This window comes from Pseudomonas sp. Irchel 3E13, from assembly GCF_900187455.1.
Taxonomy (GTDB): Bacteria; Pseudomonadota; Gammaproteobacteria; order Pseudomonadales; family Pseudomonadaceae; genus Aquipseudomonas.
Genome location: NZ_FYDX01000002.1, coordinates 193480 through 213826, shown reverse-complemented (window position 1 = coordinate 213826; position 20347 = coordinate 193480). Strand labels below are relative to the sequence as shown.

Annotated in this window: 25 protein-coding genes; 18 read left to right on the top strand and 7 right to left on the bottom strand. The window is 60.7% G+C overall.

Annotation, left to right across the window (positions count from 1 at the left end):
• From CKW37_RS32305 to recX, 13 genes are all read left to right on the top strand, one after another.
• Entirely contained in the window at positions 1-429 is a 429-nt protein-coding gene (locus CKW37_RS32305; RefSeq protein WP_143501871.1) for a phage tail assembly chaperone, read from the top strand.
• An 89-nt stretch (positions 430-518) separates the two neighbouring features.
• Positions 519-1685: a phage tail sheath family protein gene (locus CKW37_RS03475; RefSeq protein WP_095154046.1), complete on the top strand. Its 1167-nt coding sequence runs from the start codon at positions 519-521 to the stop codon at positions 1683-1685.
• 12 nt (positions 1686-1697) lie between these two features.
• The gene (locus CKW37_RS03470; RefSeq protein ID WP_095154045.1) at positions 1698-2207 is read left to right on the top strand and encodes a phage major tail tube protein; all 510 of its coding nucleotides are present in this window, start codon (positions 1698-1700) and stop codon (positions 2205-2207) included.
• Positions 2208-2224: 17 nt separating this feature from the next.
• A complete protein-coding gene (locus tag CKW37_RS03465) occupies positions 2225-2524 on the top strand; it encodes a phage tail assembly protein (RefSeq protein ID WP_095154044.1) in 300 nt (99 codons plus the stop codon).
• A 139-nt stretch (positions 2525-2663) separates the two neighbouring features.
• Entirely contained in the window at positions 2664-5162 is a 2499-nt protein-coding gene (locus CKW37_RS03460) for a hypothetical protein (RefSeq protein WP_095154043.1), read from the top strand.
• A 9-nt stretch (positions 5163-5171) separates the two neighbouring features.
• A complete protein-coding gene (locus CKW37_RS03455) occupies positions 5172-6017 on the top strand; it encodes a phage tail protein (RefSeq protein ID WP_095154042.1) in 846 nt (281 codons plus the stop codon).
• Positions 5992-6198, top strand: coding sequence for a tail protein X (locus CKW37_RS03450; RefSeq protein WP_095154041.1), 207 nt, complete (start codon positions 5992-5994; stop codon positions 6196-6198). The genes CKW37_RS03455 and CKW37_RS03450 overlap by 26 nt, the downstream gene beginning before the upstream one ends.
• 62 nt (positions 6199-6260) lie before the next feature.
• Positions 6261-7316 (top strand): phage late control D family protein, encoded by a 1056-nt coding sequence (locus CKW37_RS03445; RefSeq protein ID WP_095154040.1) that lies wholly within the window; start codon positions 6261-6263, stop codon positions 7314-7316.
• The gene (locus CKW37_RS03440; RefSeq protein ID WP_095154039.1) at positions 7313-7864 is read left to right on the top strand and encodes a glycoside hydrolase family 19 protein; all 552 of its coding nucleotides are present in this window, start codon (positions 7313-7315) and stop codon (positions 7862-7864) included. The genes CKW37_RS03445 and CKW37_RS03440 overlap by 4 nt, the downstream gene beginning before the upstream one ends.
• Entirely contained in the window at positions 7861-8355 is a 495-nt protein-coding gene (locus tag CKW37_RS03435) for a lysis system i-spanin subunit Rz (protein WP_371864262.1), read from the top strand. Before CKW37_RS03440 ends, CKW37_RS03435 begins: the two co-directional genes overlap by 4 nt.
• A gap of 40 nt (positions 8356-8395) precedes the next feature.
• Positions 8396-8878: a CinA family protein gene (locus tag CKW37_RS03430; RefSeq protein ID WP_095154037.1), complete on the top strand. Its 483-nt coding sequence runs from the start codon at positions 8396-8398 to the stop codon at positions 8876-8878.
• Positions 8879-8982: 104 nt separating this feature from the next.
• Positions 8983-10050, top strand: coding sequence for a recombinase RecA (gene recA / locus CKW37_RS03425; RefSeq protein WP_095154036.1), 1068 nt, complete (start codon positions 8983-8985; stop codon positions 10048-10050).
• A gap of 10 nt (positions 10051-10060) precedes the next feature.
• Positions 10061-10528, top strand: coding sequence for a recombination regulator RecX (recX, locus tag CKW37_RS03420; protein WP_095154035.1), 468 nt, complete (start codon positions 10061-10063; stop codon positions 10526-10528).
• 6 nt (positions 10529-10534) lie between these two features.
• Here recX and CKW37_RS03415 read toward each other — a convergent pair whose 3' ends face one another.
• Positions 10535-11656, bottom strand: a complete 1122-nt coding sequence (locus CKW37_RS03415) for an LOG family protein (RefSeq protein WP_095154034.1) — start codon at positions 11654-11656, stop codon at positions 10535-10537.
• Positions 11657-12073: 417 nt separating this feature from the next.
• Here CKW37_RS03415 and CKW37_RS03410 point away from each other — a divergent pair, with 417 nt between their 5' ends.
• The gene (locus CKW37_RS03410; RefSeq protein WP_095154033.1) at positions 12074-12283 is read left to right on the top strand and encodes a hypothetical protein; all 210 of its coding nucleotides are present in this window, start codon (positions 12074-12076) and stop codon (positions 12281-12283) included.
• Positions 12284-12369: 86 nt separating this feature from the next.
• Here the strand turns inward: CKW37_RS03410 and CKW37_RS03405 are convergent, their stop codons facing one another.
• Positions 12370-12792: a quorum-sensing-regulated virulence factor family protein gene (locus CKW37_RS03405; protein ID WP_095154032.1), complete on the bottom strand. Its 423-nt coding sequence runs from the start codon at positions 12790-12792 to the stop codon at positions 12370-12372.
• Between the two features lie 216 nt (positions 12793-13008).
• On the opposite strand from CKW37_RS03405, the gene CKW37_RS03400 reads away from it, so the two are divergent.
• The 3 genes from CKW37_RS03400 (at position 13009) to CKW37_RS03390 (ending at position 15059) form a co-directional block, all read left to right on the top strand.
• Positions 13009-13719: a tRNA-uridine aminocarboxypropyltransferase gene (locus CKW37_RS03400; RefSeq protein WP_095154031.1), complete on the top strand. Its 711-nt coding sequence runs from the start codon at positions 13009-13011 to the stop codon at positions 13717-13719.
• Between the two features lie 250 nt (positions 13720-13969).
• Positions 13970-14620, top strand: a complete 651-nt coding sequence (erdR, locus tag CKW37_RS03395; protein WP_095154030.1) for a response regulator transcription factor ErdR — start codon at positions 13970-13972, stop codon at positions 14618-14620.
• Positions 14621-14696: 76 nt separating this feature from the next.
• Positions 14697-15059, top strand: coding sequence for a diacylglycerol kinase (locus CKW37_RS03390; RefSeq protein WP_095154029.1), 363 nt, complete (start codon positions 14697-14699; stop codon positions 15057-15059).
• Here the strand turns inward: CKW37_RS03390 and CKW37_RS03385 are convergent.
• Positions 15056-15982 (bottom strand): LysR family transcriptional regulator, encoded by a 927-nt coding sequence (locus CKW37_RS03385; RefSeq protein WP_095154028.1) that lies wholly within the window; start codon positions 15980-15982, stop codon positions 15056-15058. The two genes, CKW37_RS03390 and CKW37_RS03385, sit on opposite strands and share 4 nt — an antisense overlap.
• A 120-nt stretch (positions 15983-16102) precedes the next feature.
• Between CKW37_RS03385 and fpr the strand changes: the two genes are divergently transcribed.
• Complete coding sequence (gene fpr / locus CKW37_RS03380; protein ID WP_095154027.1) at positions 16103-16882, top strand: ferredoxin-NADP reductase; 780 nt, start codon at positions 16103-16105, stop codon at positions 16880-16882.
• Positions 16883-16950: 68 nt separating this feature from the next.
• Here fpr and tsaA read toward each other — a convergent pair whose 3' ends face one another.
• From tsaA to rimO, 4 genes are all read right to left on the bottom strand, one after another.
• The gene (gene tsaA / locus CKW37_RS03375; protein WP_095154026.1) at positions 16951-17643 is read right to left on the bottom strand and encodes a tRNA (N6-threonylcarbamoyladenosine(37)-N6)-methyltransferase TrmO; all 693 of its coding nucleotides are present in this window, start codon (positions 17641-17643) and stop codon (positions 16951-16953) included.
• 4 nt (positions 17644-17647) lie between these two features.
• Positions 17648-18109: a DUF1456 family protein gene (locus tag CKW37_RS03370; RefSeq protein WP_095154025.1), complete on the bottom strand. Its 462-nt coding sequence runs from the start codon at positions 18107-18109 to the stop codon at positions 17648-17650.
• A 41-nt stretch (positions 18110-18150) separates the two neighbouring features.
• Positions 18151-18861 carry an rRNA pseudouridine synthase gene (locus tag CKW37_RS03365; protein WP_095154024.1) on the bottom strand — a complete coding sequence of 237 codons (711 nt, stop codon included), beginning with the start codon at positions 18859-18861 and terminating at the stop codon, positions 18151-18153.
• A gap of 133 nt (positions 18862-18994) precedes the next feature.
• Positions 18995-20332, bottom strand: a complete 1338-nt coding sequence (gene rimO, locus CKW37_RS03360) for a 30S ribosomal protein S12 methylthiotransferase RimO (RefSeq protein WP_095154023.1) — start codon at positions 20330-20332, stop codon at positions 18995-18997.
• Positions 20333-20347 lie beyond the last annotated feature (15 nt).

The window sequence follows — 20347 nt, the reverse complement described above, 5'->3', positions numbered from 1 at the left end:
ATGACAAGATTCATCACGTTCGACGATCAAGGGGTGTTGAAGGCACGCCTGATCGAAAATCTTCACACGATCCCCGAGGACGCCGTTGCGGTTTCGGAGGACTTGTGGAATCAAACTATCCAGGAAGTCGATGGCGTCTGGCGGGTCGACGATGAAGGCAACATCGCCAAGCACCCGCACGCCGTGATCGTTGACCTACCTGCTGTAGAGCGTGCCTGGCGGAACAGCGAACTGGAGCGCATCAAATGGCTCCGCGAACGCCATCGCGACCAGCAGGAGTTGCAAATAGCAACCACCTTGAGTGATGAGCGATTCAATGAATTGCTGACCTACCTCCAGCAACTGCGCGACTGGCCCCAATCCGAACTGTTCCCCGACAGCGAGCAGCGCCCGATCGCTCCCTCCTGGATTACCGATCAAACCAACTGAAGCCCCGCTAACCCGGGGCTTTTTCTTACCCGCAACACCCCCGAACGGCCCCGCACTGACGGGGCCTTCTCATATCTGGAGAAATACCAATGAGTGGATTCTTCCACGGCGTTACCGTAACCAACGTTGACACCGGTTCGCGCAGCATTGCGCTGCCTTCCTCTTCCATCATCGGCCTGGTGGACACCTTCACCGAAGGTCCGACCGCCACTGCCAAGGCCAATGACCTGGTGCTGATCACCAGCGAGCGCGAAGCCATCGCGGCGTTTGGCGCCGATGCGGCCATCACCAAGGCGTGCCAGGCGATCTATGCCCGGGCCAAGGCGGTTATCGTCGCTTGCGGCGTGGCCAAGCTGACCGACGCCGCCGAACAGACTTCGGCGATCATCGGTGGCGTGCTCGCCGACGGCAAGCGCACCGGCCTGCAGGCGCTGCTCGACGGCAAGAGCCGTTTCAACGCCCAACCACGTTTGCTGGTGACCCCGAAACACAGCGCCACCCAGGCCGTGGGCACCGCTCTGGTCGCCCTGGCCGACAAACTGCGCGGCCTGGCCATCATCGACGGTCCGAACAGCACCGACGAAGCCGCCCTGGCCTACGCCGAAAACTTCGGCGCCAAGCGTGCCTTCCTGGTCGATCCGGGCGTGAAGTACTGGGACACCGGTGCTGACGCCACTGTCGATGCACCCGCGTCGGCCTGGGTTGCCGGCCTGTTCGCCTGGACCGACAGCGAGTACGGCTTCTGGGCCTCGCCGTCGAACAAGGAATTCGTCGGCATCACCGGCACCACCCGCCCAGTGGAATTCCTCGACGGCGACGAGACCTGCCGCGCCAACCTGCTGAACAACGCCAACATCACCACCATCATCCGTGATGACGGCTTCCGCCTGTGGGGCAACCGCACCCTGTCCAGCGATCCGAAATGGGCCTTCGTTACCCGTGTGCGGACCATGGACATCGTCATGGACGCGATCCTCTACGGCCACAAATGGGCGGTGGACCGCTCGATCACCGCGACCTACGTCAAGGACGTGACCGAGGGCCTGGAGAACTTCATGCGCGACCTGAAAGCCCAGGGCGCGATCATCAACTTCGAGGTCTACGCCGACCCTGAACTCAACACTGCCAGCCAGTTGGAGCAGGGCAAGGTGTACTGGAACATCCGCTTCACCGACGTCCCGCCTGCAGAAAACCCCAACTTCCGTGTCGAGGTCACCAACCAGTGGTTGACCGAAGTCCTCGACCAAGCCGCTTAAGGAGCACTACCCATGGCAATGATTCCGCAAACCCTCGCCAACCTGAACCTGTTCGTCGACGGCGTAAGCTTCCAGGGCGACGTCACCAGCCTGACCCTGCCCAAGCTCGCCATCAAGGTCGAAACCCAACGCCTCGGTGGCATGGACACCGCCATCGAGATCGACCAGGGCATGGAGGCACTGAGTGCCACCTTCAAAACCACCGGTATTCGCCGCGAAGCGCTGAAGTTCTTCGGCCTGGCCGATAGCTCCGGTTTCAACGGCACCTTCCGCGGTGCCTTCAAAGGCCTGAAGGGCGCCATCACCCCTGTGGTGGTTACCCTGCGCGGCATGCTCAAGGAAGTGGAAATGGGCGACTGGAAAGCGTCCGAGAAGCCCGAGACCACTCACGTCGTATCCCTGACGTACTACAAGCTCGAAATCGATGGCCGGGCGATGTACGAAATCGACCCGCTGGGCATGAAGCGCGTCATCAACGGCGTCGACCAACTCGCCGCCCAACGTTCGGCCCTGGGCCTCTGAGATAAGGACAAGCTCGTATGACGCAAGCAACGAAAATTCCTGCCTGGCTGACCGTGAGTGCTGACCGTGTCGTGGTCAAACTCAGCCGTCCAACCGAAGCCAATGGCGTGCAGGTCGACAGCCTGTCGCTGCGCGCTCCCACCGTGCGTGACCTGCGTGCCGCGCAGTCGGGTGGCGCTGACGACGAAACCCGGGAGCTGAACCTGTTCGCCTCCCTTGCAGAAGTTGGCACCAAGGACCTGGAGGGGCTGACGCTGAAGGACTACAGCCGTTTGCAGGCCGGCTATTTTCGCTTGGTGCAAGACGACGAGCTTTGATCCCTCAAGGCACAAGGCGGCAGCGAAGCGGCTCGCGAAAGAGCTGAACTTCTCTGCCGCCGAAATCATGACCATGTCGTACAGCGACATGGTCTGGTGGCTCACAGAGTGAGTCGGGTTTGCGCGCAGGGAGGAACTTATGGCGGGCGAACTGATAGTTGAGGTAAGGATCGGAGGAGCCGTTGATCCTGCCTTGGGGCAGGTTTTCAGCCAGATCGAGCAGCAGATAGGTCAGCTCGAATCGTTTGCTGCTCGAATTGGCGAGGCGTTGAGGTTGACCACCCAGAGTGCCTTGCCTTTGGCGACGGCATTCAAGACGGCCAACGATACTGCTGCGGAGTCAGCCGGGAAATGGCAGACGGCGCTGGGTGACATTGGTAAGAAATTGTCCGAGCAGAAAGACATATTGCCCATGTTGACCAAGGCATATGATGACCTTGGCAAGGCGATGGGGGCTGCTCGATTACCTGCTTCTGGTCAGCCAACGGAGAATTCGGCTCGCGGAAAGATTTCCGATACTTCGCGGACTGTACTGAAGTCTGCGAGTAGTTCGGTCGATCGGTTCGCGAACTATGAAGGGATCATCAGCAAGCTGGTGCTCCAAGGGGAGAAAGACCCGAAGAGATGGGCGGCGCAGCGGGAGAAGGTCGAGACGCAAATTGCCAGGATGACCTATGGGACAAGCCTGAGCAAAACCGAGGCATCCAGCCAGCTCTTGAGCATGTTCAACGCAGGCATGGATCTGGACGAGCTGGTACCGGAAGGGCGACTTGCAGCCCGCTTCACCGACAGTCAACAGGTGGACGAAGGTGTTACCGCAGGCCTTTTCCGCACCCTGTCCAATGGCCAGGGGGCTGATGAGCTTGAGCGTTTGCTGAACCAGATCATTGGTCAGGCTGGCGGAGGAACGTTCGGTCTCACCAATACTGCGGAAGCAATCACACGGTTGCTTCCTCAAGTTGGAGGCGCTCCTGCAGATGCTGTCCGTTTAGCCGCGATTATTCAGCAGGTGTCGAAGAAGACCGGCAACTACAATGATGTGCTCAGTGCATCCAAGGCGCTCTTTCTCGAGTACAAGCGCGAGGGCGGGAGCAGTGCGGTCGATCTTGGCCGGTATGGCCAAGAATTTATGCCCGGGAAAACTGGTGGTCCTGGTCCTAACTACATTGAAGACAAGCTGGAGGGCCGTCGACAAACCCTGGAGTGGAAGCAGAAAGAGCGTGAGTCATCCTATGAGGGTGTGTCGATTGCAGTAGGCGACGCGCTCGCGCCGATTTACTCGCACTGGACGAGCTTCATGACTAAAGGTGCCAATACTCTTGGCGCCGCCGTCGAGAAGTTTAGTGCCGTTGTAACGGTCCTGGCAGGGGTTGTTGTTGGGGGCGCCGCCCTGCTGACCGCGCTCGCAGCCATTGCCAAAGGCAAAATCTTGCTTGGCGCTGCGAAAACGGTCTTTGGTCCGCAAAACAAAGTTCTCCGTGAGGCTACCAGGATGATCTTCGATCCGCCTGCCGATGCTTCGGGTCGCAAGCCAAGTATCGGGGCGCGTACGAAGCAAGCGGCAGCCAAGGTCGGGACGCTCGTGCCGGATGCGTTGCGTCCGTCGAAAGTCTCCAAAGGTGCGAAGGCGGGTGGTGTTGTTGTGGCGGTGGTAGGCAGTGCGCTTAATGCTATAAATGCCTCCGATAGCGCTCAATCTGGCAAAGAAAAAAGCGAGGTATATGGCGAAGCCGCCGGTGCGCTTGCGGGTGGCCTGCTAGGCGCGATGTTGGGGCCGGTGGGCGCGATGGTCGGAGGTTACATTGGCGGCGAGATTGGCAAGCGCGCCGGTCGCAAGATCTATGAGACTTGGGGAGAGGACAGCAAGAAAGACGTGCTCGTCACGCCACCCCTTGCGGAACTGCCTGGAGCCGATGCAGGAAAGCTGCTCACGGTGACCAAGGCACCCATCCCCGGAGCCCTGTTGCTGAAGCATTCCGGCGAAGCGGGTGACGCGACCTCTCGCTCAGGTCAGGGGGCTCGTGATCTGGCGCCGGTCATCCCTCTTCGTAGCGCTGCGATCGATAGTTCTCGCGCGACGTTGGGTCAATACGGAAGCACGCCTGTTCTTCTGCCACCTCTTGCGGGACCTGGGGCTGATGCTGGCAAGTTGCTCACGGTCAAAACGGAATCCCTTTCCGGAACCCCGTCGCTGAAAGATGCTGGCGAAACGGGTGGTGCGACTTCCCGTTCAGGTCAGGGGACTCTTGCGCCGGTCATCCCTATTCGTAGCGCTGTAAGCGATAGCTCTCTCGCATCGTTGGGGCAGTATGGCGGCGAGCATGCCCTTCAGGCTCAACGAGTAGCGCCCTTGGAAAGCGGTGATGTCGCCCGGTCCTTGGCGGGCACTGCTCCTGCGGTACTTGCCTTGCCGGAGCCTGGCTCGTCCACACCTTTGTCGGTCACAACCACCACGCCACAGCATTTCGCTGTCTCGCCCAGTATCGCCATCAATGTCCAGGGTAGCGTTACCGATCCTGCCGAACTCGTCCGCGTTTTGCAGCCGGAAATCCAGCGGATGTTCAATGGATTTGCAGCCCAGGCGAACGCGGGCGGCCAGATGTATGACCGCACTGACGATCTCTATGGCTATGCCTGAGGAAAACCCATGGCCTACATGGAATCAATGCAATCCAGCCTGCGCTCGCTGGTAGCCGCGGGTGAGGCCGGACGGCGTAGCGCCGATGAAATGCTGGGGCCTTTGAATGGCGCCGTCAGCGATATCACCGGTGCAGCCACCGAGCTGGAAAATCTGCCCTTTGTGGGTGAAATCATTGGCAAGAAACTTCAACGCACCATGCGCGCCATCGAGGTGGCGCATTCGGCAGTCGGTGAGGTCGCCGCCAAGTACAGCCAGGCGTTGACAGTCATCAGCGAGGTGCAAGGGCGCCTGGAAACCTTTTCGGACCAGGCCTCCAAGGCCGCCACCGCAATTAACCGGGTAGCCGGGAAAATCAGCCCGTCCCTGGGCGCAATCCTGCCTACCGGCGGTTTTGCGCCACAGACGACACCACCCGAGGAAGCGGTCAAACCCTATCCTCATCTCCTGATTCTGCAACCGTTGCAGGCAGAGTCCGAAGCCTTCTACTTCAACCTCGATACCGCTGCGTTTCATCAATTGAAACGGACCAAGGTCTTCACCTGGGCGGGACAAGAGCGCCTTTCGCGCAGTAAGGCGCAGCAGGCGGTCGGCCAAGGGGATGACAAGATCACGATTGACGGGGTGGTGTTCCCGACCTTGAAAGGGGGGATCGGTCAAATAGAGCGGTTACGCAGCATCGGTCAGCAGTTGAAACCGCTGAGCCTGAGTACCGGCTATGGGGAAATTCTCGGGACATGGTGCCTGACCAGCGTGGCTGAAACTCAGAACAACCTGTTGGCGGGTGGCATTCCGGGAAAACAGGCTTTCACATTGGAGCTCGTGAGTTATGGCGACGATATGCAGAACGTCTGAAGGGGATCAGCTCGATACCCTCTGTCATCACTATTACGGTCATTTGAATGGCAGCCTCGAGGCGGTGCTGGATGCCAATCCGGGACTTTCCGGCGAGGAGCAGCCGCTTCGTGCCGGTGTGCTGATCAGGCTGCCCGAGTTGCTCACGGCCACCTCCACGACGGTGTTGCTGTGGGACTGAACCCTCGTTTGCACCATCAGGCCCCGCCATGTGCGGGGCTTGTCTTTTCTGGAGGCTGAATCATGCAACCTGTGTTTCGTATCGTTGCCGATGGCAAGGACATCACCGCGTTGATCAACGATCGCCTGTTGCTGATGCGCACGACCGACAAAGCGGGCATGGAATCCGATGACTTCGAACTGAAAATCGACGACCGTGACAGCGCCCTGGCCTTGCCTGCGCGCGGCGCGGAATTGGAAGTCTACCTGGGTTACGCCGGTCAGGAACTGACACGGTTGGGGCGATACATCATCGATGAAATCGACCTGAACGGTCCGCCTGCAGTTATGGAGCTTCGCGGTAAAGCCTGTGATATGCGCGGAACGGGCAAGAGTATCCGCAGTGGTAGTTGGGAGAATGTGCCCTTGCAGCGAATTGTCAGGGATATCGCCGCGCGCAACGGCTGGCAACCTCAGTGTCCGGTGACCACCGTTGTTCCGCGGGTCGATCAGTTCAATGAGTCGGATATCAACTTCATTACCCGTCTGGCGCGGCAATACGACTGCACCGCGAAGATTGGCGATGGCGGCTTATTGGTTCTGCCCCGTCAGGGCGGAGTGAGCGGCACTGGCAAGGCGTTGGGTGTTGTCACGGTTATGCCGCGGGACGTTCGGCGCTGGAAGTTTCATCTTAAGGATCGCGGCTCCCACGGAACGGTGCAGACCCGGCACCAGGACAGCAAGACGGGGGAGCAGAAGGTGGTTGAGCAGAGGAACGACGACAAGTCCGTGGACAACAACGCGGTTTTTGTCGACAGGCATGTCTATCCGAACAAATCTGCTGCCGAGCAGGCCGCCAAGGCCCGGTTGGCAGAGTTCAACCGTAGTACTGCGACCGTGAATCTGGAGATGAGCGGGCGTACCGATGTGTTCGCGGAAAGAACGATTCGGGTGGAGGGTTTCAAGGATGGGCTCGATGGCGAGTACTTGATCGACACCGTGACCCAGCTCTTCACCGCCACTGGCTGGGATACCTCCGTGCAATGCAACGGCGGCAAACAAGGCAAGGCCAAGGCGAAGAGCCAGAAGTCCAGTCAAACCAAATCGCTCAAGGTCGAGCAGCGCGAGGGCCAGAAATGAATCTGAATGAAACCGAACTCTTCCGCATTTATCCAAACGCCCGCCCGACAGCGGGCGTTTTCGTTCCTGCCCTGAACGCCGCGATGGCGCATTGGGGCATCGATACCCCACGCCGCATGGCCGCCTTTCTCGCCCAGATCGGCCATGAGTCCGGCCAACTGCGCTACGTGAAAGAACTGGGCAGCGACCAGTACCTGGCCCGCTACGACACCGGCAACCTGGCGCTGCGTCTGGGCAACACCCCCGAGCCGGACGGCGATGGCCAGCGTTACTGCGGCCGCGGTCTGATCCAGATCACCGGGCGCAACAACTATCGCGCATGCAGCATGGCGCTGTTCGAAGACGAGCGCCTGCTGGCGAAGCCGCAGATGCTCGAAGAACCACAGTGGGCTGCTGAGTCGGCGGCCTGGTTCTGGCACTCGCGGGGGCTCAATCAACTGGCGGACCGTGGCGAATTTAATCGCATTACCCGACATATCAACGGCGGCCTCAATGGCCTGGAGGACCGTCTGAAACTCTGGGCCCGCGCCCGTGAGGTGCTGTGTTGAGCGCGGGGCGTTCCATCGGGTTGTGGCTGCTGCTTCTGACGGTCGCGGCGCTGACCTGGCAGGCCCAGGCCTGGCGCTACGGTCAACGCCTGGCGGTGCAGGAGGGCGACTATGCCCGTGAACGCCAGCAACGGGCGGAGGCCGCCAACGCACGTTTGCAGGACGAGCGCCTACAGCGTCTGGCGCTGGAGCAACGTTTGCACTCTCTCGAGCAGACCCATTCCAAGGAGCTTACCGATGCCCAACAGGCTCAGGCACGCCTGCGTGACCGGCTGGCTACTGCTGATCTGCGGCTGTCAGTCCTCATCGCCAGTGACGCCGCCCCCTCTGTGCCAGCCGCCTCCGGTGCCGGCGGCGTGGTTCATGACCCCCCGCGAGCCCGACTTGACCCGGCGCATGCTCAACGAATTGTCGCCGTCGTCGCCGACGGTGACGAAGGACTGATCGCCTTACGCGCCTGTCAGGCGTACGTGCGGGCGCTGGCGTTCTGACTGGTGTAGGGTAGGCGCCAGTTTTTCCAAGGAGCCCGCCATGGACCCGATCACAGCTCTTTCCGCCCGGCTGGGGGAACATCTGCGTCGTTTCAATGCCCAAGTGACCACCGCCGAATCCTGCACCGGAGGCGGCATCGCCGAGGCAATCACCCGCATCCCCGGCAGTTCGGCCTGGTTCGAGGCCGGTTACGTGACCTATTCCAATGCCCAGAAGACCCGGCAGTTGCAGGTGCCGGAGGTGCTGTTCGGTCAGGTCGGCGCAGTGAGCCAGGAAGTGGTCGAGGCGATGGTCCGTGGCGCCCAGGCGGCGAGCGGGGCGCGTTTTGCCGTGGCGGTGAGTGGCGTGGCCGGGCCTGATGGCGGTTCGGCGGCGAAACCGGTGGGCACCGTCTGGCTGGCCTGGGGAGACGCGGGACGCGTTTTCAGCGAGCGCCGGCACTTCGACGGAGACCGCGAACAGGTGCGCCGACAAACGGTAATCGCCGCGCTAGAGGGCTTGTTACATCTTGGCGCCGAGTAAATCGCGAGTCGGGGGTAGGCGGAAATAAATCCCTGTGGAATAATACTGGCTACTTATACAGTTGTTTCTGGCCGTCAGGCCCTATCGATTACGTGAGGACTTCAATGGACGACAACAAGAAGCGTGCCTTGGCTGCGGCCCTGGGTCAGATCGAACGTCAATTCGGTAAAGGCGCGGTCATGCGCATGGGCGATCACGAGCGCCAGGCGATCCCAGCCATCTCCACTGGCTCGCTGGGCCTGGACATTGCCCTTGGCATCGGCGGCCTGCCACGAGGCCGTATCGTTGAAATCTATGGTCCGGAATCGTCCGGTAAAACCACGCTGACCCTGTCGGTGATTGCCCAGGCGCAAAAAATGGGCGCCACCTGCGCCTTCGTCGACGCCGAGCACGCGCTGGACCCTGAATACGCTGGCAAGCTGGGCGTCAATGTCGACGACCTGCTGGTCTCGCAACCGGACACCGGTGAGCAGGCCCTGGAAATCACCGACATGCTGGTGCGCTCCAATGCCGTTGACGTCATCATCGTCGACTCCGTGGCAGCCCTGGTGCCAAAGGCCGAGATCGAAGGCGAAATGGGCGACATGCACGTCGGCCTGCAAGCTCGCCTGATGTCCCAGGCGCTGCGCAAGATCACCGGTAACATCAAGAACGCCAACTGCCTGGTCATCTTCATCAACCAGATCCGCATGAAGATCGGCGTAATGTTCGGCAGCCCGGAAACCACCACCGGTGGTAACGCCTTGAAGTTCTACGCTTCGGTCCGTCTCGACATCCGCCGTACCGGCGCGGTGAAGGAAGGCGACGAAGTGGTTGGTAGCGAAACCCGCGTCAAGATCGTCAAGAACAAGGTTGCCCCTCCGTTCCGTCAGGCTGAATTCCAGATCCTCTACGGCAAGGGTATTTACCTTAACGGCGAAATCATCGACCTGGGTGTGCTGCATGGCTTCCTGGAGAAATCCGGTGCCTGGTACAGCTACCAAGGCAGCAAGATCGGTCAGGGCAAGGCCAACTCCGCCAAGTTCCTGCAGGACAACCCGGAAATCGGTGCGGCCCTCGAGAAGCAGATTCGTGACAAGTTGCTGAACACCAGTGCTGTTGACGCTGCAGGTAAAACTGCTGCTGCGCAAGCTTCCGCTGAAGACCTGGCCGACGCTGACGCCGACTTCTGATCTCGCGCTTATGTCCGTCGTACTCGATACCCCCGTCGCCGTAAGGCGGACTGCTATGGACCTGCTCGCACGCCGCGAGCACGGTCGTGCCGAGCTGGCGCGCAAGCTGCGCCAGCGCGGTGCTTCTCCTGAAATGATCGAGCACGAACTCAACCGCCTGGCGGATGAGGGGCTGCTAAGCGAATCCCGCTATCTGGAAAGTTTCATCAGTTCCCGTGGTCGTTCGGGTTATGGCCCGGCGCGTATCCGCGAAGAACTGACCCAGCGTGGTCTGCCACGGGCTGATGTGGAGCAGGCGCTACGTGAGGCGGGTATCGACTGGCAGTCGCAGTTGAGCGATGTCTGGCGGCGCAAGTTTGCCGGGCAATTGCCGGCCGACCCGCGGGAACGCGCGAAACAAACCCGTTTTTTGGTCTATCGCGGTTTTTCGATGGAGATGGTCGGCCGCTTGTTGAGCGGCCGAAGCCTGGACGATTGATCTGTTTCAAGTGACCTTGAGCGGTTCCCGTGCGCGTTGAGTCACTTGTGAGGAGGGTTGGGCGTTGGCCCAGTTTTCCGGCAGGTTGATGAAGTCCACCAGCTCTCGTAGCCGACCCTGGTCGCGGCCATTGAATGCAAACACAAGTCGGTGCAGATGGCTGAACTGGACATCGTCCTGGTCCTCGCCTGTGTAGGCGTGCTGGACGAAGTTACCGCTCAGTCGCAGATCGGCAAAACCGTTCTCGATATCCTCTACAGCGGCCTCACTCAACGGATGCTGCATGCGCAGGACGAACTGGTTTTTCAGCCAGCGGCTGGAGTGGTAGTTGCGGTAGAACTGGTTGATTTCCTCGACAGCCTGATCGGCGCTGTGCACCAGACGCACCAGTTTCAGGTCGCTTGGCAGGATGTAGCGGTTCTCTTCCAGTTGTCGGGTAATGAAGTTCAGCGCGTCTTGCCAGAAGGTGCCTCCTGGTGCATCCAGCAACACCACCGGAACCAGCGGGCTCTTGCCGGTCTGGATCAGCGTCAGGACTTCCAGTGCTTCGTCCAGCGTGCCGAAGCCACCAGGGCAGAGCACCAGAGCATCGGCCTCCTTGACGAAAAACAGCTTGCGAATGAAGAAAAAGTGGAACGGCAGCAGTTTGTCGGTGCCGTCGACCGTCGCGTTGGCATGTTGCTCGAAGGGCAGGGTGATGTTGAAGCCGAGGCTGTGTTCTACGCCGGCGCCCTCATGCGCTGCCGCCATGATGCCGCCACCGGCACCGGTAATGACCATCAGATCGGAACGGGCCAGTGTCGCGCCCAGTTCTCGGGCCAGCGCATAGATTGGATGTTCGACCGGCGTTCGTGCCGAGCCGAATACCGTTACCTTGCGTCGCCCTTTGTACTGTTCCAGCACGCGGAAGGCATGGTCGAGTTCGCGCAGGGCCTGAAGCGTGATCTTGGCGTTCCAGCGATTACTATCGTCGTGGGCCATGCGCAACACGGTGAGCATCATGTCCCGGTACAGCGGCAGGTTCGGGCTGTTGGCAGCGACCAGATTCAATTGCTGGTCGATATGTTCGAGGTCGATTCCCTCATTCTTGAAGTGGCTGGCGAGCAGCTCGTTAGGTTTGTAAGGCATTCAAACGTCTCCTTTCTGCAGCAAAACCTCAGACCAGATCAGGATCGGGACCTGGCCGCGACACTACTTGAGTCGCTGGCTGCGCAGGCCGGGGCTGGATGGCCCCGGCGTTGCAGTGGACCTTGAAAGGTCTCGTCGCAGTGATGATTTCGATCCCTTTGCTTGTCATCCTGGCAAGTGCAACACAACCGTCTCGGACGACCCTTTACCTGTCCGAAAGATGAAAGGTATTTGTAATCAATCTAGACCCTGCGGTGTGTTTGCGCTTGGATCAACATGTGCGCATAAGGTCATGACAGATAATCGTTTTATTCGCTTTCGCAATCAGTGCGGGACCGCTCGTCAGATGGGATCCAATCTTCCGACTTGTCTGGTTAACTGATCAATAGCGACGAGTGCATCGCAGGGAGGCTGCTAATGCAAAGAGTCCAACGCGTCATTCTTGAAATCGACAGCCAGTTGTTTCGACTTCTGCAAGGGTCGGCCCAGGCAAACAACCTGAGCCTTGAAGAGGAATGCCTGCGCAGGCTTTCAGGAGGAGAGCGGCGCTCTCGCTACCTGCAGGCGCTGGTAGCAGAGTTGCGCGCCGACGAGGAACAAAGGCGCGAAAGCAGTCAGTTGATGTAGGCTCTGTGCGATATGCATCCGAACTCGGTCATGCTGCGTTGAAAACAGGCTCGAATACATCTCACACAGAGCCTGGCGCGGCACCATCACTTTTTCTTCTTGCCATTGAGCCCACAGCTCTGCGCATTGAAGTTCTCGGTCGCTACCGGGCGATTGGTCTTGTACTCGGTGAACTGATAAGTCAGCACAGCGCCGCGTGCCAGCAATTGGCGATAACCGGTATTGCTGCAAACACTGGAACCCAACTGATCACGCACTTTGTCAGGGTTGGCGCGCATCTGCTGAGCGTGGCTTGCCCGCACACTGAGGTGGTTGATCAGTTGCGGCCCGTGGACGGTGTAGCCCTGGTCAAGAATGTCTTCGTTGATGGCCCGTGGGGTACCGACGCTGCTGTCTTGGGCAACCTTCTCCAGCATTTGGGTCAATTCATATTCCTGCTTGGACGCGGCATTGGCGGCAAGAGGCAGGACCAGCAGCAAGCCCAGGGTAGGGGCGATAAAACGCAGCATTCATTTCTCCAGATTCGGTAACTGGCGCTTTGACCTGCATCCGCACGCCGTGTTCCCTCACCGGGTGCAGGCAGTGGCAGCCATCAATAGGTGCGGGATTATAGTGGAGTAGGACAATTCCCTGCACGGCAAAGCCGTTGTGCCGTAAACTTCGCGCCTTTCGCCCCGCCGAGTCTGTGCTGTGCTTTCCCTCATCTGTTCTCGCCGTATCCCGTCATGAGCCACGCCGTATCGCGCCTGCGTACTGAGCGCCTGTCCCGCAGTATCAAACCCTTTGTTGCTCGTGGGGCGCGGGCGCCGCGCTGTGCGGATTGCCGGGTAATCGCCGATTACTGCCTGTGCGCCTGGCGTCCTCGGACCGCCGCCGAGTCGGCCGTGTGCCTGCTGATGCACGACACCGAGCCCCTCAAACCGACCAATACCGGTTGGCTGATCGCCGATGTGATCGCCGATACCACGGCGTTCGGCTGGCAACGCACTGTCGTCGAACAGGACCTGCTGGCGCTGCTTGACCACCCGCAATGGCAGCCTTACATCGTCTTCCCGGGAGAGTTTGTCGAGTCGCAACGGGTGGTGACCGGTGTCGAGCCGGGGGAGGGCAAGCGTCCGCTGTTCATCCTGCTGGATGCGACCTGGACGGAAGCGCGCAAGATGTTTCGCAAGAGCCCGTATCTGGACCGTTTCCCGGTGCTGAGCCTGCAACCGGAGCAGATTTCCCGCTATCGGCTGCGCCGCTCCAAGCGTGACGACCACTTCTGCACCGCCGAAGTGGCGGCGATGTGCCTTGAGCTGGCAGGCGATCAGGCTGCGGCGCAAGCGCTGGACGCCTACCTGGACGTGTTCAGCGCTCACTACCTGGGGGCCAAGTTCCAATTGCCGCTGGATCTGGACGACGCCGTCCATCAGCGTCTCAAGCCCTTCCTATAGTCCAAGGGGCAAGTGTTACGCTTTGCTTCATAATGATGGAGTCGGCACCAGAATGAGCCGGGGGCGAACTTGACCACCCCGTCCCGCCTCGTCATCCTTGGCGCCGATTCGGGCACGTCGAGGGCTTGAATGCTGTATTCACTGGCCCCGCTGTGCCTTTTTGGCGTACGGCATTGCCGCTGTCGCCTTGAGTTGCTCCGACAGGTTCCGGCCCTTCCCGGCACCTGCACAGAACAGGATCATTAGATCGATGGCCACATACGAAATCCTGATTGCCGATGACCACCCTCTTTTTCGCAGCGCCTTGCGCCAGGCCGTGACCCTGGGGCTAGGGCCCGATATCCGTCTGGTGGAAGCCGCCAGCATCGCCGAACTGGAAACCCGCCTCACTGAAAAATCCGACTGGGACCTGGTGTTGCTCGACCTGAACATGCCCGGTGCCTATGGCTTCTCGGGCCTTGTGCTGCTGCGTGGGCAGTACCCGCAGATCCCGGTTGTCATGGTCTCGGCCCAGGAGGAAGCCTCCGTCGTGGTCAAGTCGCGCGAGTTCGGTGCCAGCGGCTTCATTCCCAAGTCCAGCCCGCTGGAGTCCATCCAGGACGCGGTGCGCAAGGTGCTCGACGGCGAGGTCTGGTGGCCGCCGCAGGCGTTCGAGAAGGTCGATGTTTCCGCTGAGGCCAAGGCCGCCAGCGAAGGTCTGGCCAGCCTCACGCCACAGCAGTTCCGGGTGCTGACCATGGTCTGTGAAGGGCTGCTGAACAAGCAGATCGCGTATGAACTGAGCGTGTCGGAGGCGACCATCAAGGCGCACGTCACCGCTATTTTCCGCAAGCTCGGCGTCCGCACGCGGACCCAGGCGGCGTTGCTTCTGCAACAACTTGAATCCGTTTCCGCCGGATGAGGCCATTGGCCTTCACGGTTTTTTGACCCGCGGTGTACTAGCCTGCACCGCTTCCCAACAGTTCGAACGGCACTCTATGTCTCCTTTCAAGGGCCAGACCGGCCTCAAACGTATCTTCAATGCTGCGGGTTATTCCCTGGACGGGTTGCGTGCGGCATTTTCCGGCGAAGCGGCGTTTCGTCAGCTGGTGCTGCTGAACGTGATCCTCGTGCCGCTGGCGTTCTGGCTGGATGTCAGCCGCGCCGAGCGGGCGATCCTGATCGCGGTCTGCTTGTTGGGGCTGATTGTCGAACTGCTCAATTCGGCGGTAGAGGCTGCAATTGATCGCATTTCCCTGGATCGCCACCCGCTGTCGAAAAACGCCAAGGACATGGGCAGCGCCGCGCAACTGGTAGCGCTGACCATGGTCGCAGTGACCTGGGGCGTCATTCTTCTCTAGGCAATACTCGGCAGCACGATCTCGTCGCTGCGTTTTACCCCGGCGGTAAAGGTCCGGCACAGTTCCAGGAACTCTCGCATGGCTGAAGTCTGATACTTCTGCTTGTGCCAGATGAAGTAGAACTGCCGCGCCAAGTCCAGGTCCGGCGTTTCGACCGCCACCAGGCTGCCGCGGCGGAAGGCATCACGCAGCGCGAGGCGGGAAATGCAGCCGATGCCCAGCCCGGACTCCACCGCGCGCTTGATGGCTTCGGTGTGTTCCAGCTCCAGGCGGATATTGAGAATCGAGCGGTGATGACGCATGGCCTGGTCGAAGGTCAGGCGCGTGCCGGAGCCTTCCTCGCGGAGAATCCAGGCTTCCCGGGTCAGTTCCTCGAGGCTGGCCTGGCCGCGCTGGGCCAGCGGATGCTGCGGGGCGCAGAACACCACCAGTTCGTCCGCCACCCACGGCTGGACTTCCAGGTCAGGGTGATTGCAGTCACCCTCGATTAGACCCAGATCAATTTCGTAATGAGCGACCTGATGCACGATATGTGCAGTGTTCTGCACATGCAGCTTGACCTGGCTTTCCGGGTGGACCTGCATGAAGCTGCCGATCAGCAGCGTCGCCAGGTAGTTGCCGATGGTCAGCGTCGCGCCCACCGCCAGCGAGCCGAAACCGGACTTGCCGTTGAGCAGGTCTTCGATTTCCTTGGCCTGGTCGAGCAGCGCCACCGCCTGGGGCAACAACTGATGGCCCAAGGCGTTGAGGCTCAGACGCTTGCCGGCGCGGTCGAACAATTGGCAACTGGATTGCCGCTCGAGTTCGGTAATGGATGTACTGGCGGCCGACTGCGAAAGGGCCAGGATATTGGCCGCGCGAGACACGCTTTGATGCTGTGCAACGGCCACGAAGACCTGAAGCTGACGAAGTGTAAATCGCATATCTATATAACCGATAAGACATATCTTGATAATTCAGTTAACAGATATTGTCCTCCGCACTAAACTATCGCGCAATCGCGCTCACGGTTTAGCGCTGCGTTTTTTTCAGGAGCCCCCTACATGAGCAACATGAACCACGAACGTGTCCTCAGTGTGCACCACTGGAACGACACCCTGTTCAGCTTCAAGTGCACCCGCGACCCGGGCCTGCGCTTCGAGAACGGTCAGTTCGTGATGATCGGCCTGCAGCAGCCTAATGGCCGCCCGCTCATGCGCGCTTACTCCATCGCCAGCCCGAACTGGGAAGAGCATCTGGAGTTCTTCAGCATCAAGGTGCCGGATGGCCCGCTGACTTCGCAGTTGCAGCACCTGAAGGAAGGCGATGAGGTCATCATCAGCAAAAAGCCTACCGGCACGCTGGTGCTCGACGACCTGAATCCTGGCAAGCACCTGTACCTGCTCAGCACCGGTACTGGCCTGGCGCCGTTCATGAGCGTCATCCAGGACCCTGAAACCTACGAGCGCTTCGAGAAAGTGATCCTGGTTCACGGCGTGCGTTACGTGAACGAAGTCGCCTACCGCGAGTTCATCACCGAGCACCTGCCACAGAACGAGTTCTTCGGCGAGGCGCTGCGCGAAAAACTGATCTACTACCCAACCGTTACCCGCGAGCCGTTCGAGAACCAGGGCCGTCTGACCGACCTGATGCGCAGCGGCAAGCTGTTCAGCGACATCGGTCTGCCACCGATCAACCCGCAGGACGACCGTGCGATGATCTGCGGTAGCCCGAGCATGCTCGACGAAACCAGCGAAGTGCTGGACAGCTTCGGCCTGAAGATCTCCGCGCGTATGCGTGAGCCGGGCGACTACCTGATCGAGCGCGCCTTCGTCGAGAAGTAAGCGTTACGCACCATGAAAAACGCAGGCCTTGCGGCCTGCGTTTTTTTTTGCCTGTCGAAAAGCGGGAGCTAGTCGGCCACCACTTCCAGCACCCGGATACGCTCCGGCTGCGGGTAGTGCCAGCGCACCTGCACATCCCAGAACTTCACGCCATACACCCGTTCTGCGGGCGGCACCTGATAGGCCGGGCGCGGATCCTGGGCCAGGCACTGCTCAATCAGCTCAACCAGCGGCTCGCCGAGACGTTGGGCATGGCTGTGAGCCTGGGGCAGGGCGCTTTCGCTCCATTCCACGTCGATCGCAGTAGGCGGGGCGCTGGCCATGGTGTTGCTGGCCTCGGCGACGCTGTCGGCGTACGGCACGTAGGGCTTGATATCCAGCACTGGCGTGCCGTCCAGCAGGTCGATTCCCGAAAGCAGAAGCCGACCCGGCTCGACTTTCTCCAGCCTGACCACCGACTGGCCAATCCCATTGGGCCGGTGAGTGGCCCGGGTGGCGAAAACGCCCATCGAGGTGTTGCCGCCCAGTCGCGGTGGACGCACCTTCAGGCGTGGTTTGTCTTCCAGCGCCTGGTGGAACAGGAACAGCAGCCACACATGGCTGCTCTGCTCCAGGCCCGCCACGGCGTCACCGGTATCGAACGGCGGCACCAGTTCCAGCACGCCCCGCGCCGCGGGCGCCAGTTGAGGCTGACGCGGAATGGCGAACTTCTCCTTGAAGCAGGAGCGGACGAAGCCGACGGGCGAGACGCTGTAGTGCATGGGCTCAGCCACGGATCCGCAGGGTCAGGCCCTTGAGGAAGTTGCGCAGCAACTGGTCGCCGCAAGGGCGGTAGTTGTTGTGCCCGACCTTGCGGAACAGGGCGCTCAGCTCCGGCTTGGACACCGGGAAGTCAGCGGCCTTGAGGATGGCGTGCATATCGTCTTCCTTGAGTTCGAACGCCACCCGCAGTTTTTTCAGGATGACGTTGTTGCTCACCGGCAGCTCGATCGGCAGCGGCGGGCGGCTTTCATCGCGACCGCGGCGGAACACCACCAGGCCGTCGAGGAAGTGCGCCATCGCTTCGTCCGGGCAGTGGACGAAGCCTTCGTCCTCGTCCTTTTTCAGGTAGCTGGAAATCTCTGCGTCGCTGACCTTGAAGCCGTTGCTGCGAGTGATCTGGGCCACTTTCGTGTCGGAAATGTCCAGCAGGTAGCGCAGGCTGCGCAGTACATCGTTGTGAATCATGTGAAGTGTCCTGATCGGGAGCTTCGCCAGCGTGGCGAGGCTTAGAATTTTTCTTTGCTGTCCAGATAGCGCCACTGCCCGGCTGGCAGTTTGCTCATGGACACGCCGCCCACACGGATGCGGCGCATGCTGACCACCTGCAGGCCGACACTGCGGCAGAGCAGGTCGATCAGGCCGGAGGCGGGGTTCTTCAACACCATGCGCAGGCGGGTCTCGTTCTGCCAGCTCGCCTTGATCTTCGGCAGTTCGTGGCCTTTCCAGTTGAAACCGCGGTTCAGTCGCTCGAGGCCGTGCTGGATGATCTGGCCGCTGACTTCCACCACGTATTCCTGTTCCAGGCGATTGAGGTCCACCGTGACCTTGCGTACGGTCCGCCAGTCCTGGCTGTACACCTGGAGTCCGCTGGCGCCTGGTTGCAGCTCGGCGAGGCAGGTCAGGCGGGCGAAATGTCCGCGCAGTGCGCGGCGGCCTGCGGAGTGGGCTTCGGAAAGGGTCTCGGCGGTCATGCTCAGGCAGCCACTCTGCGAATCCTGTCCGGCCTCCTGGTGCAGCAGCAGGGTGACGGCTTCCAGCGGTTCGGTGGTGGCGCCGGGGAGCAGGGCGACGGTCTGTCCGTCGACCTGGAATTGGGGTTCATCGATGACCTGGCCATCCACTGTGACCCAGCCTCCGCCGATATAAAGCTCGGCCTCGCGGCGGGAACAGCCGATGAGGGCGATGAGGCATTTGGAAAGACGAGTGGTTTCAGACATGAGCAGAGGCCGTGGTGCGAGGGAATGGCGGTCATTGTAACCGCCCGTGAGGAGATGCGACCGGTCCGGAAAAAACAAAGCCCCGTGGAGGGGCTTTGGGTTCCTGTGAGGGCGCTGACCGTCGCGGGGTGCCTTAGACAGGCTCAGCCCACAGGTCGTATTCGTCGGCATCGACCACGCGGCAACGGACTTTGTCGCCCGGCTTGAAGCCGTGGTCACCATCGATGAACACGTTACCGTCGATTTCCGGTGCGTCGAAGAAGCTGCGACCGACCGAACCTTGCTCCTCGACTTCGTCGATCAGCACTTCGATCTCCCGGCCGATGCGCAGTTGCAGACGAGCGGTACTGATCGCCTGCTGGTGCTCCATGAAGCGGTCCCAGCGTGCCTGCTTGATCTCGTCCGGGACTTCGTCCAGGCCCAGGTCGTTGGCGGGCGCGCCTTCCACCGGCGAATACTGGAAGCAGCCGACGCGGTCAAGCTGTGCTTCGGTGAGCCAGTCCAGCAGGTACTGGAAGTCTTCTTCGGTCTCGCCGGGGAAGCCGACGATGAAGGTGGAGCGGATGATCAGTTCCGGGCACTGCTCGCGCCATTTCTTGATCCGCGCCAGGGTCTTGTCTTCGAACGCGGGGCGTTTCATCGACTTCAGCACTTTCGGGCTGGCGTGCTGGAACGGAATGTCGAGGTACGGCAGGATCTTGCCGGCGGCCATCAACGGGATCACGTCATCGACGTTCGGGTACGGGTAGACATAGTGCAGACGGACCCAGGCGCCCAGGCTGCTGAGGGCTTCACACAGTTCCAGCATGCGGGTCTTGACCGGGCGGCCGTTCCAGAAGTCGGTCTTGTACTTGACGTCGACGCCGTAGGCGCTGGTGTCCTGGGAAATCACCAGGATCTCCTTGACGCCGGCCTTGACCAGGCGCTCGGCTTCGCTCAGCACTTCGCCGACCGGACGGCTGACCAGCTTGCCGCGCATCGACGGGATGATGCAGAAGCTGCAACTGTGGTTGCAGCCTTCGGAAATCTTCAGGTAGGCGTAGTGGCGGGGGGTCAGCTTGACGCCTTGCGGCGGCACCAGGTCGATCAGCGGGTTGTGGTCCTGGCGGGGCGGCACGACTTCGTGCACGGCGTTGACCACCTGCTCGTACTGCTGCGGGCCGGTAACGGCCAGCACGCTCGGGTGCACGTCACGGATGTTGCCTTCCTCGACACCCATGCAGCCGGTGACGATGACCTTGCCGTTTTCCTTGATGGCTTCGCCGATCACTTCCAGGGACTCGGCCTTGGCCGAGTCGATGAAGCCACAGGTGTTGACCACCACCACATCAGCATCCTGATAGGTGGGCACGACTTCGTAACCTTCCATGCGCAATTGGGTCAGGATGCGCTCGGAATCAACGAGAGCCTTCGGGCACCCGAGTGAGACAAATCCTACCTTTGGCACGGAAGGAGTAGCGGTCGTGGACATGGTTAACCTCGGTGT

What these genes read in the sequence shown, in the direction of transcription:
- CKW37_RS32305 (WP_143501871.1), top strand. Translation starts at nt 1, where the DNA reads ATGACAAGATTCATCACGTTCGACGATCAAGGGGTGTTGAAGGCACGC.
- CKW37_RS03475 (WP_095154046.1), top strand. Translation starts at nt 519, where the DNA reads ATGAGTGGATTCTTCCACGGCGTTACCGTAACCAACGTTGACACCGGT.
- CKW37_RS03470 (WP_095154045.1), top strand. Translation starts at nt 1,698, where the DNA reads ATGGCAATGATTCCGCAAACCCTCGCCAACCTGAACCTGTTCGTCGAC.
- CKW37_RS03465 (WP_095154044.1), top strand. Translation starts at nt 2,225, where the DNA reads ATGACGCAAGCAACGAAAATTCCTGCCTGGCTGACCGTGAGTGCTGAC.
- CKW37_RS03460 (WP_095154043.1), top strand. Translation starts at nt 2,664, where the DNA reads ATGGCGGGCGAACTGATAGTTGAGGTAAGGATCGGAGGAGCCGTTGAT.
- CKW37_RS03455 (WP_095154042.1), top strand. Translation starts at nt 5,172, where the DNA reads ATGGCCTACATGGAATCAATGCAATCCAGCCTGCGCTCGCTGGTAGCC.
- CKW37_RS03450 (WP_095154041.1), top strand. Translation starts at nt 5,992, where the DNA reads ATGGCGACGATATGCAGAACGTCTGAAGGGGATCAGCTCGATACCCTC.
- CKW37_RS03445 (WP_095154040.1), top strand. Translation starts at nt 6,261, where the DNA reads ATGCAACCTGTGTTTCGTATCGTTGCCGATGGCAAGGACATCACCGCG.
- CKW37_RS03440 (WP_095154039.1), top strand. Translation starts at nt 7,313, where the DNA reads ATGAATCTGAATGAAACCGAACTCTTCCGCATTTATCCAAACGCCCGC.
- CKW37_RS03430 (WP_095154037.1), top strand. Translation starts at nt 8,396, where the DNA reads ATGGACCCGATCACAGCTCTTTCCGCCCGGCTGGGGGAACATCTGCGT.
- recA (WP_095154036.1), top strand. Translation starts at nt 8,983, where the DNA reads ATGGACGACAACAAGAAGCGTGCCTTGGCTGCGGCCCTGGGTCAGATC.
- recX (WP_095154035.1), top strand. Translation starts at nt 10,061, where the DNA reads ATGTCCGTCGTACTCGATACCCCCGTCGCCGTAAGGCGGACTGCTATG.
- CKW37_RS03415 (WP_095154034.1), bottom strand. Translation starts at nt 11,656, where the DNA reads ATGCCTTACAAACCTAACGAGCTGCTCGCCAGCCACTTCAAGAATGAG.
- CKW37_RS03410 (WP_095154033.1), top strand. Translation starts at nt 12,074, where the DNA reads ATGCAAAGAGTCCAACGCGTCATTCTTGAAATCGACAGCCAGTTGTTT.
- CKW37_RS03405 (WP_095154032.1), bottom strand. Translation starts at nt 12,792, where the DNA reads ATGCTGCGTTTTATCGCCCCTACCCTGGGCTTGCTGCTGGTCCTGCCT.
- CKW37_RS03400 (WP_095154031.1), top strand. Translation starts at nt 13,009, where the DNA reads ATGAGCCACGCCGTATCGCGCCTGCGTACTGAGCGCCTGTCCCGCAGT.
- erdR (WP_095154030.1), top strand. Translation starts at nt 13,970, where the DNA reads ATGGCCACATACGAAATCCTGATTGCCGATGACCACCCTCTTTTTCGC.
- CKW37_RS03390 (WP_095154029.1), top strand. Translation starts at nt 14,697, where the DNA reads ATGTCTCCTTTCAAGGGCCAGACCGGCCTCAAACGTATCTTCAATGCT.
- CKW37_RS03385 (WP_095154028.1), bottom strand. Translation starts at nt 15,982, where the DNA reads ATGCGATTTACACTTCGTCAGCTTCAGGTCTTCGTGGCCGTTGCACAG.
- fpr (WP_095154027.1), top strand. Translation starts at nt 16,103, where the DNA reads ATGAGCAACATGAACCACGAACGTGTCCTCAGTGTGCACCACTGGAAC.
- tsaA (WP_095154026.1), bottom strand. Translation starts at nt 17,643, where the DNA reads ATGCACTACAGCGTCTCGCCCGTCGGCTTCGTCCGCTCCTGCTTCAAG.
- CKW37_RS03370 (WP_095154025.1), bottom strand. Translation starts at nt 18,109, where the DNA reads ATGATTCACAACGATGTACTGCGCAGCCTGCGCTACCTGCTGGACATT.
- CKW37_RS03365 (WP_095154024.1), bottom strand. Translation starts at nt 18,861, where the DNA reads ATGTCTGAAACCACTCGTCTTTCCAAATGCCTCATCGCCCTCATCGGC.
- rimO (WP_095154023.1), bottom strand. Translation starts at nt 20,332, where the DNA reads ATGTCCACGACCGCTACTCCTTCCGTGCCAAAGGTAGGATTTGTCTCA.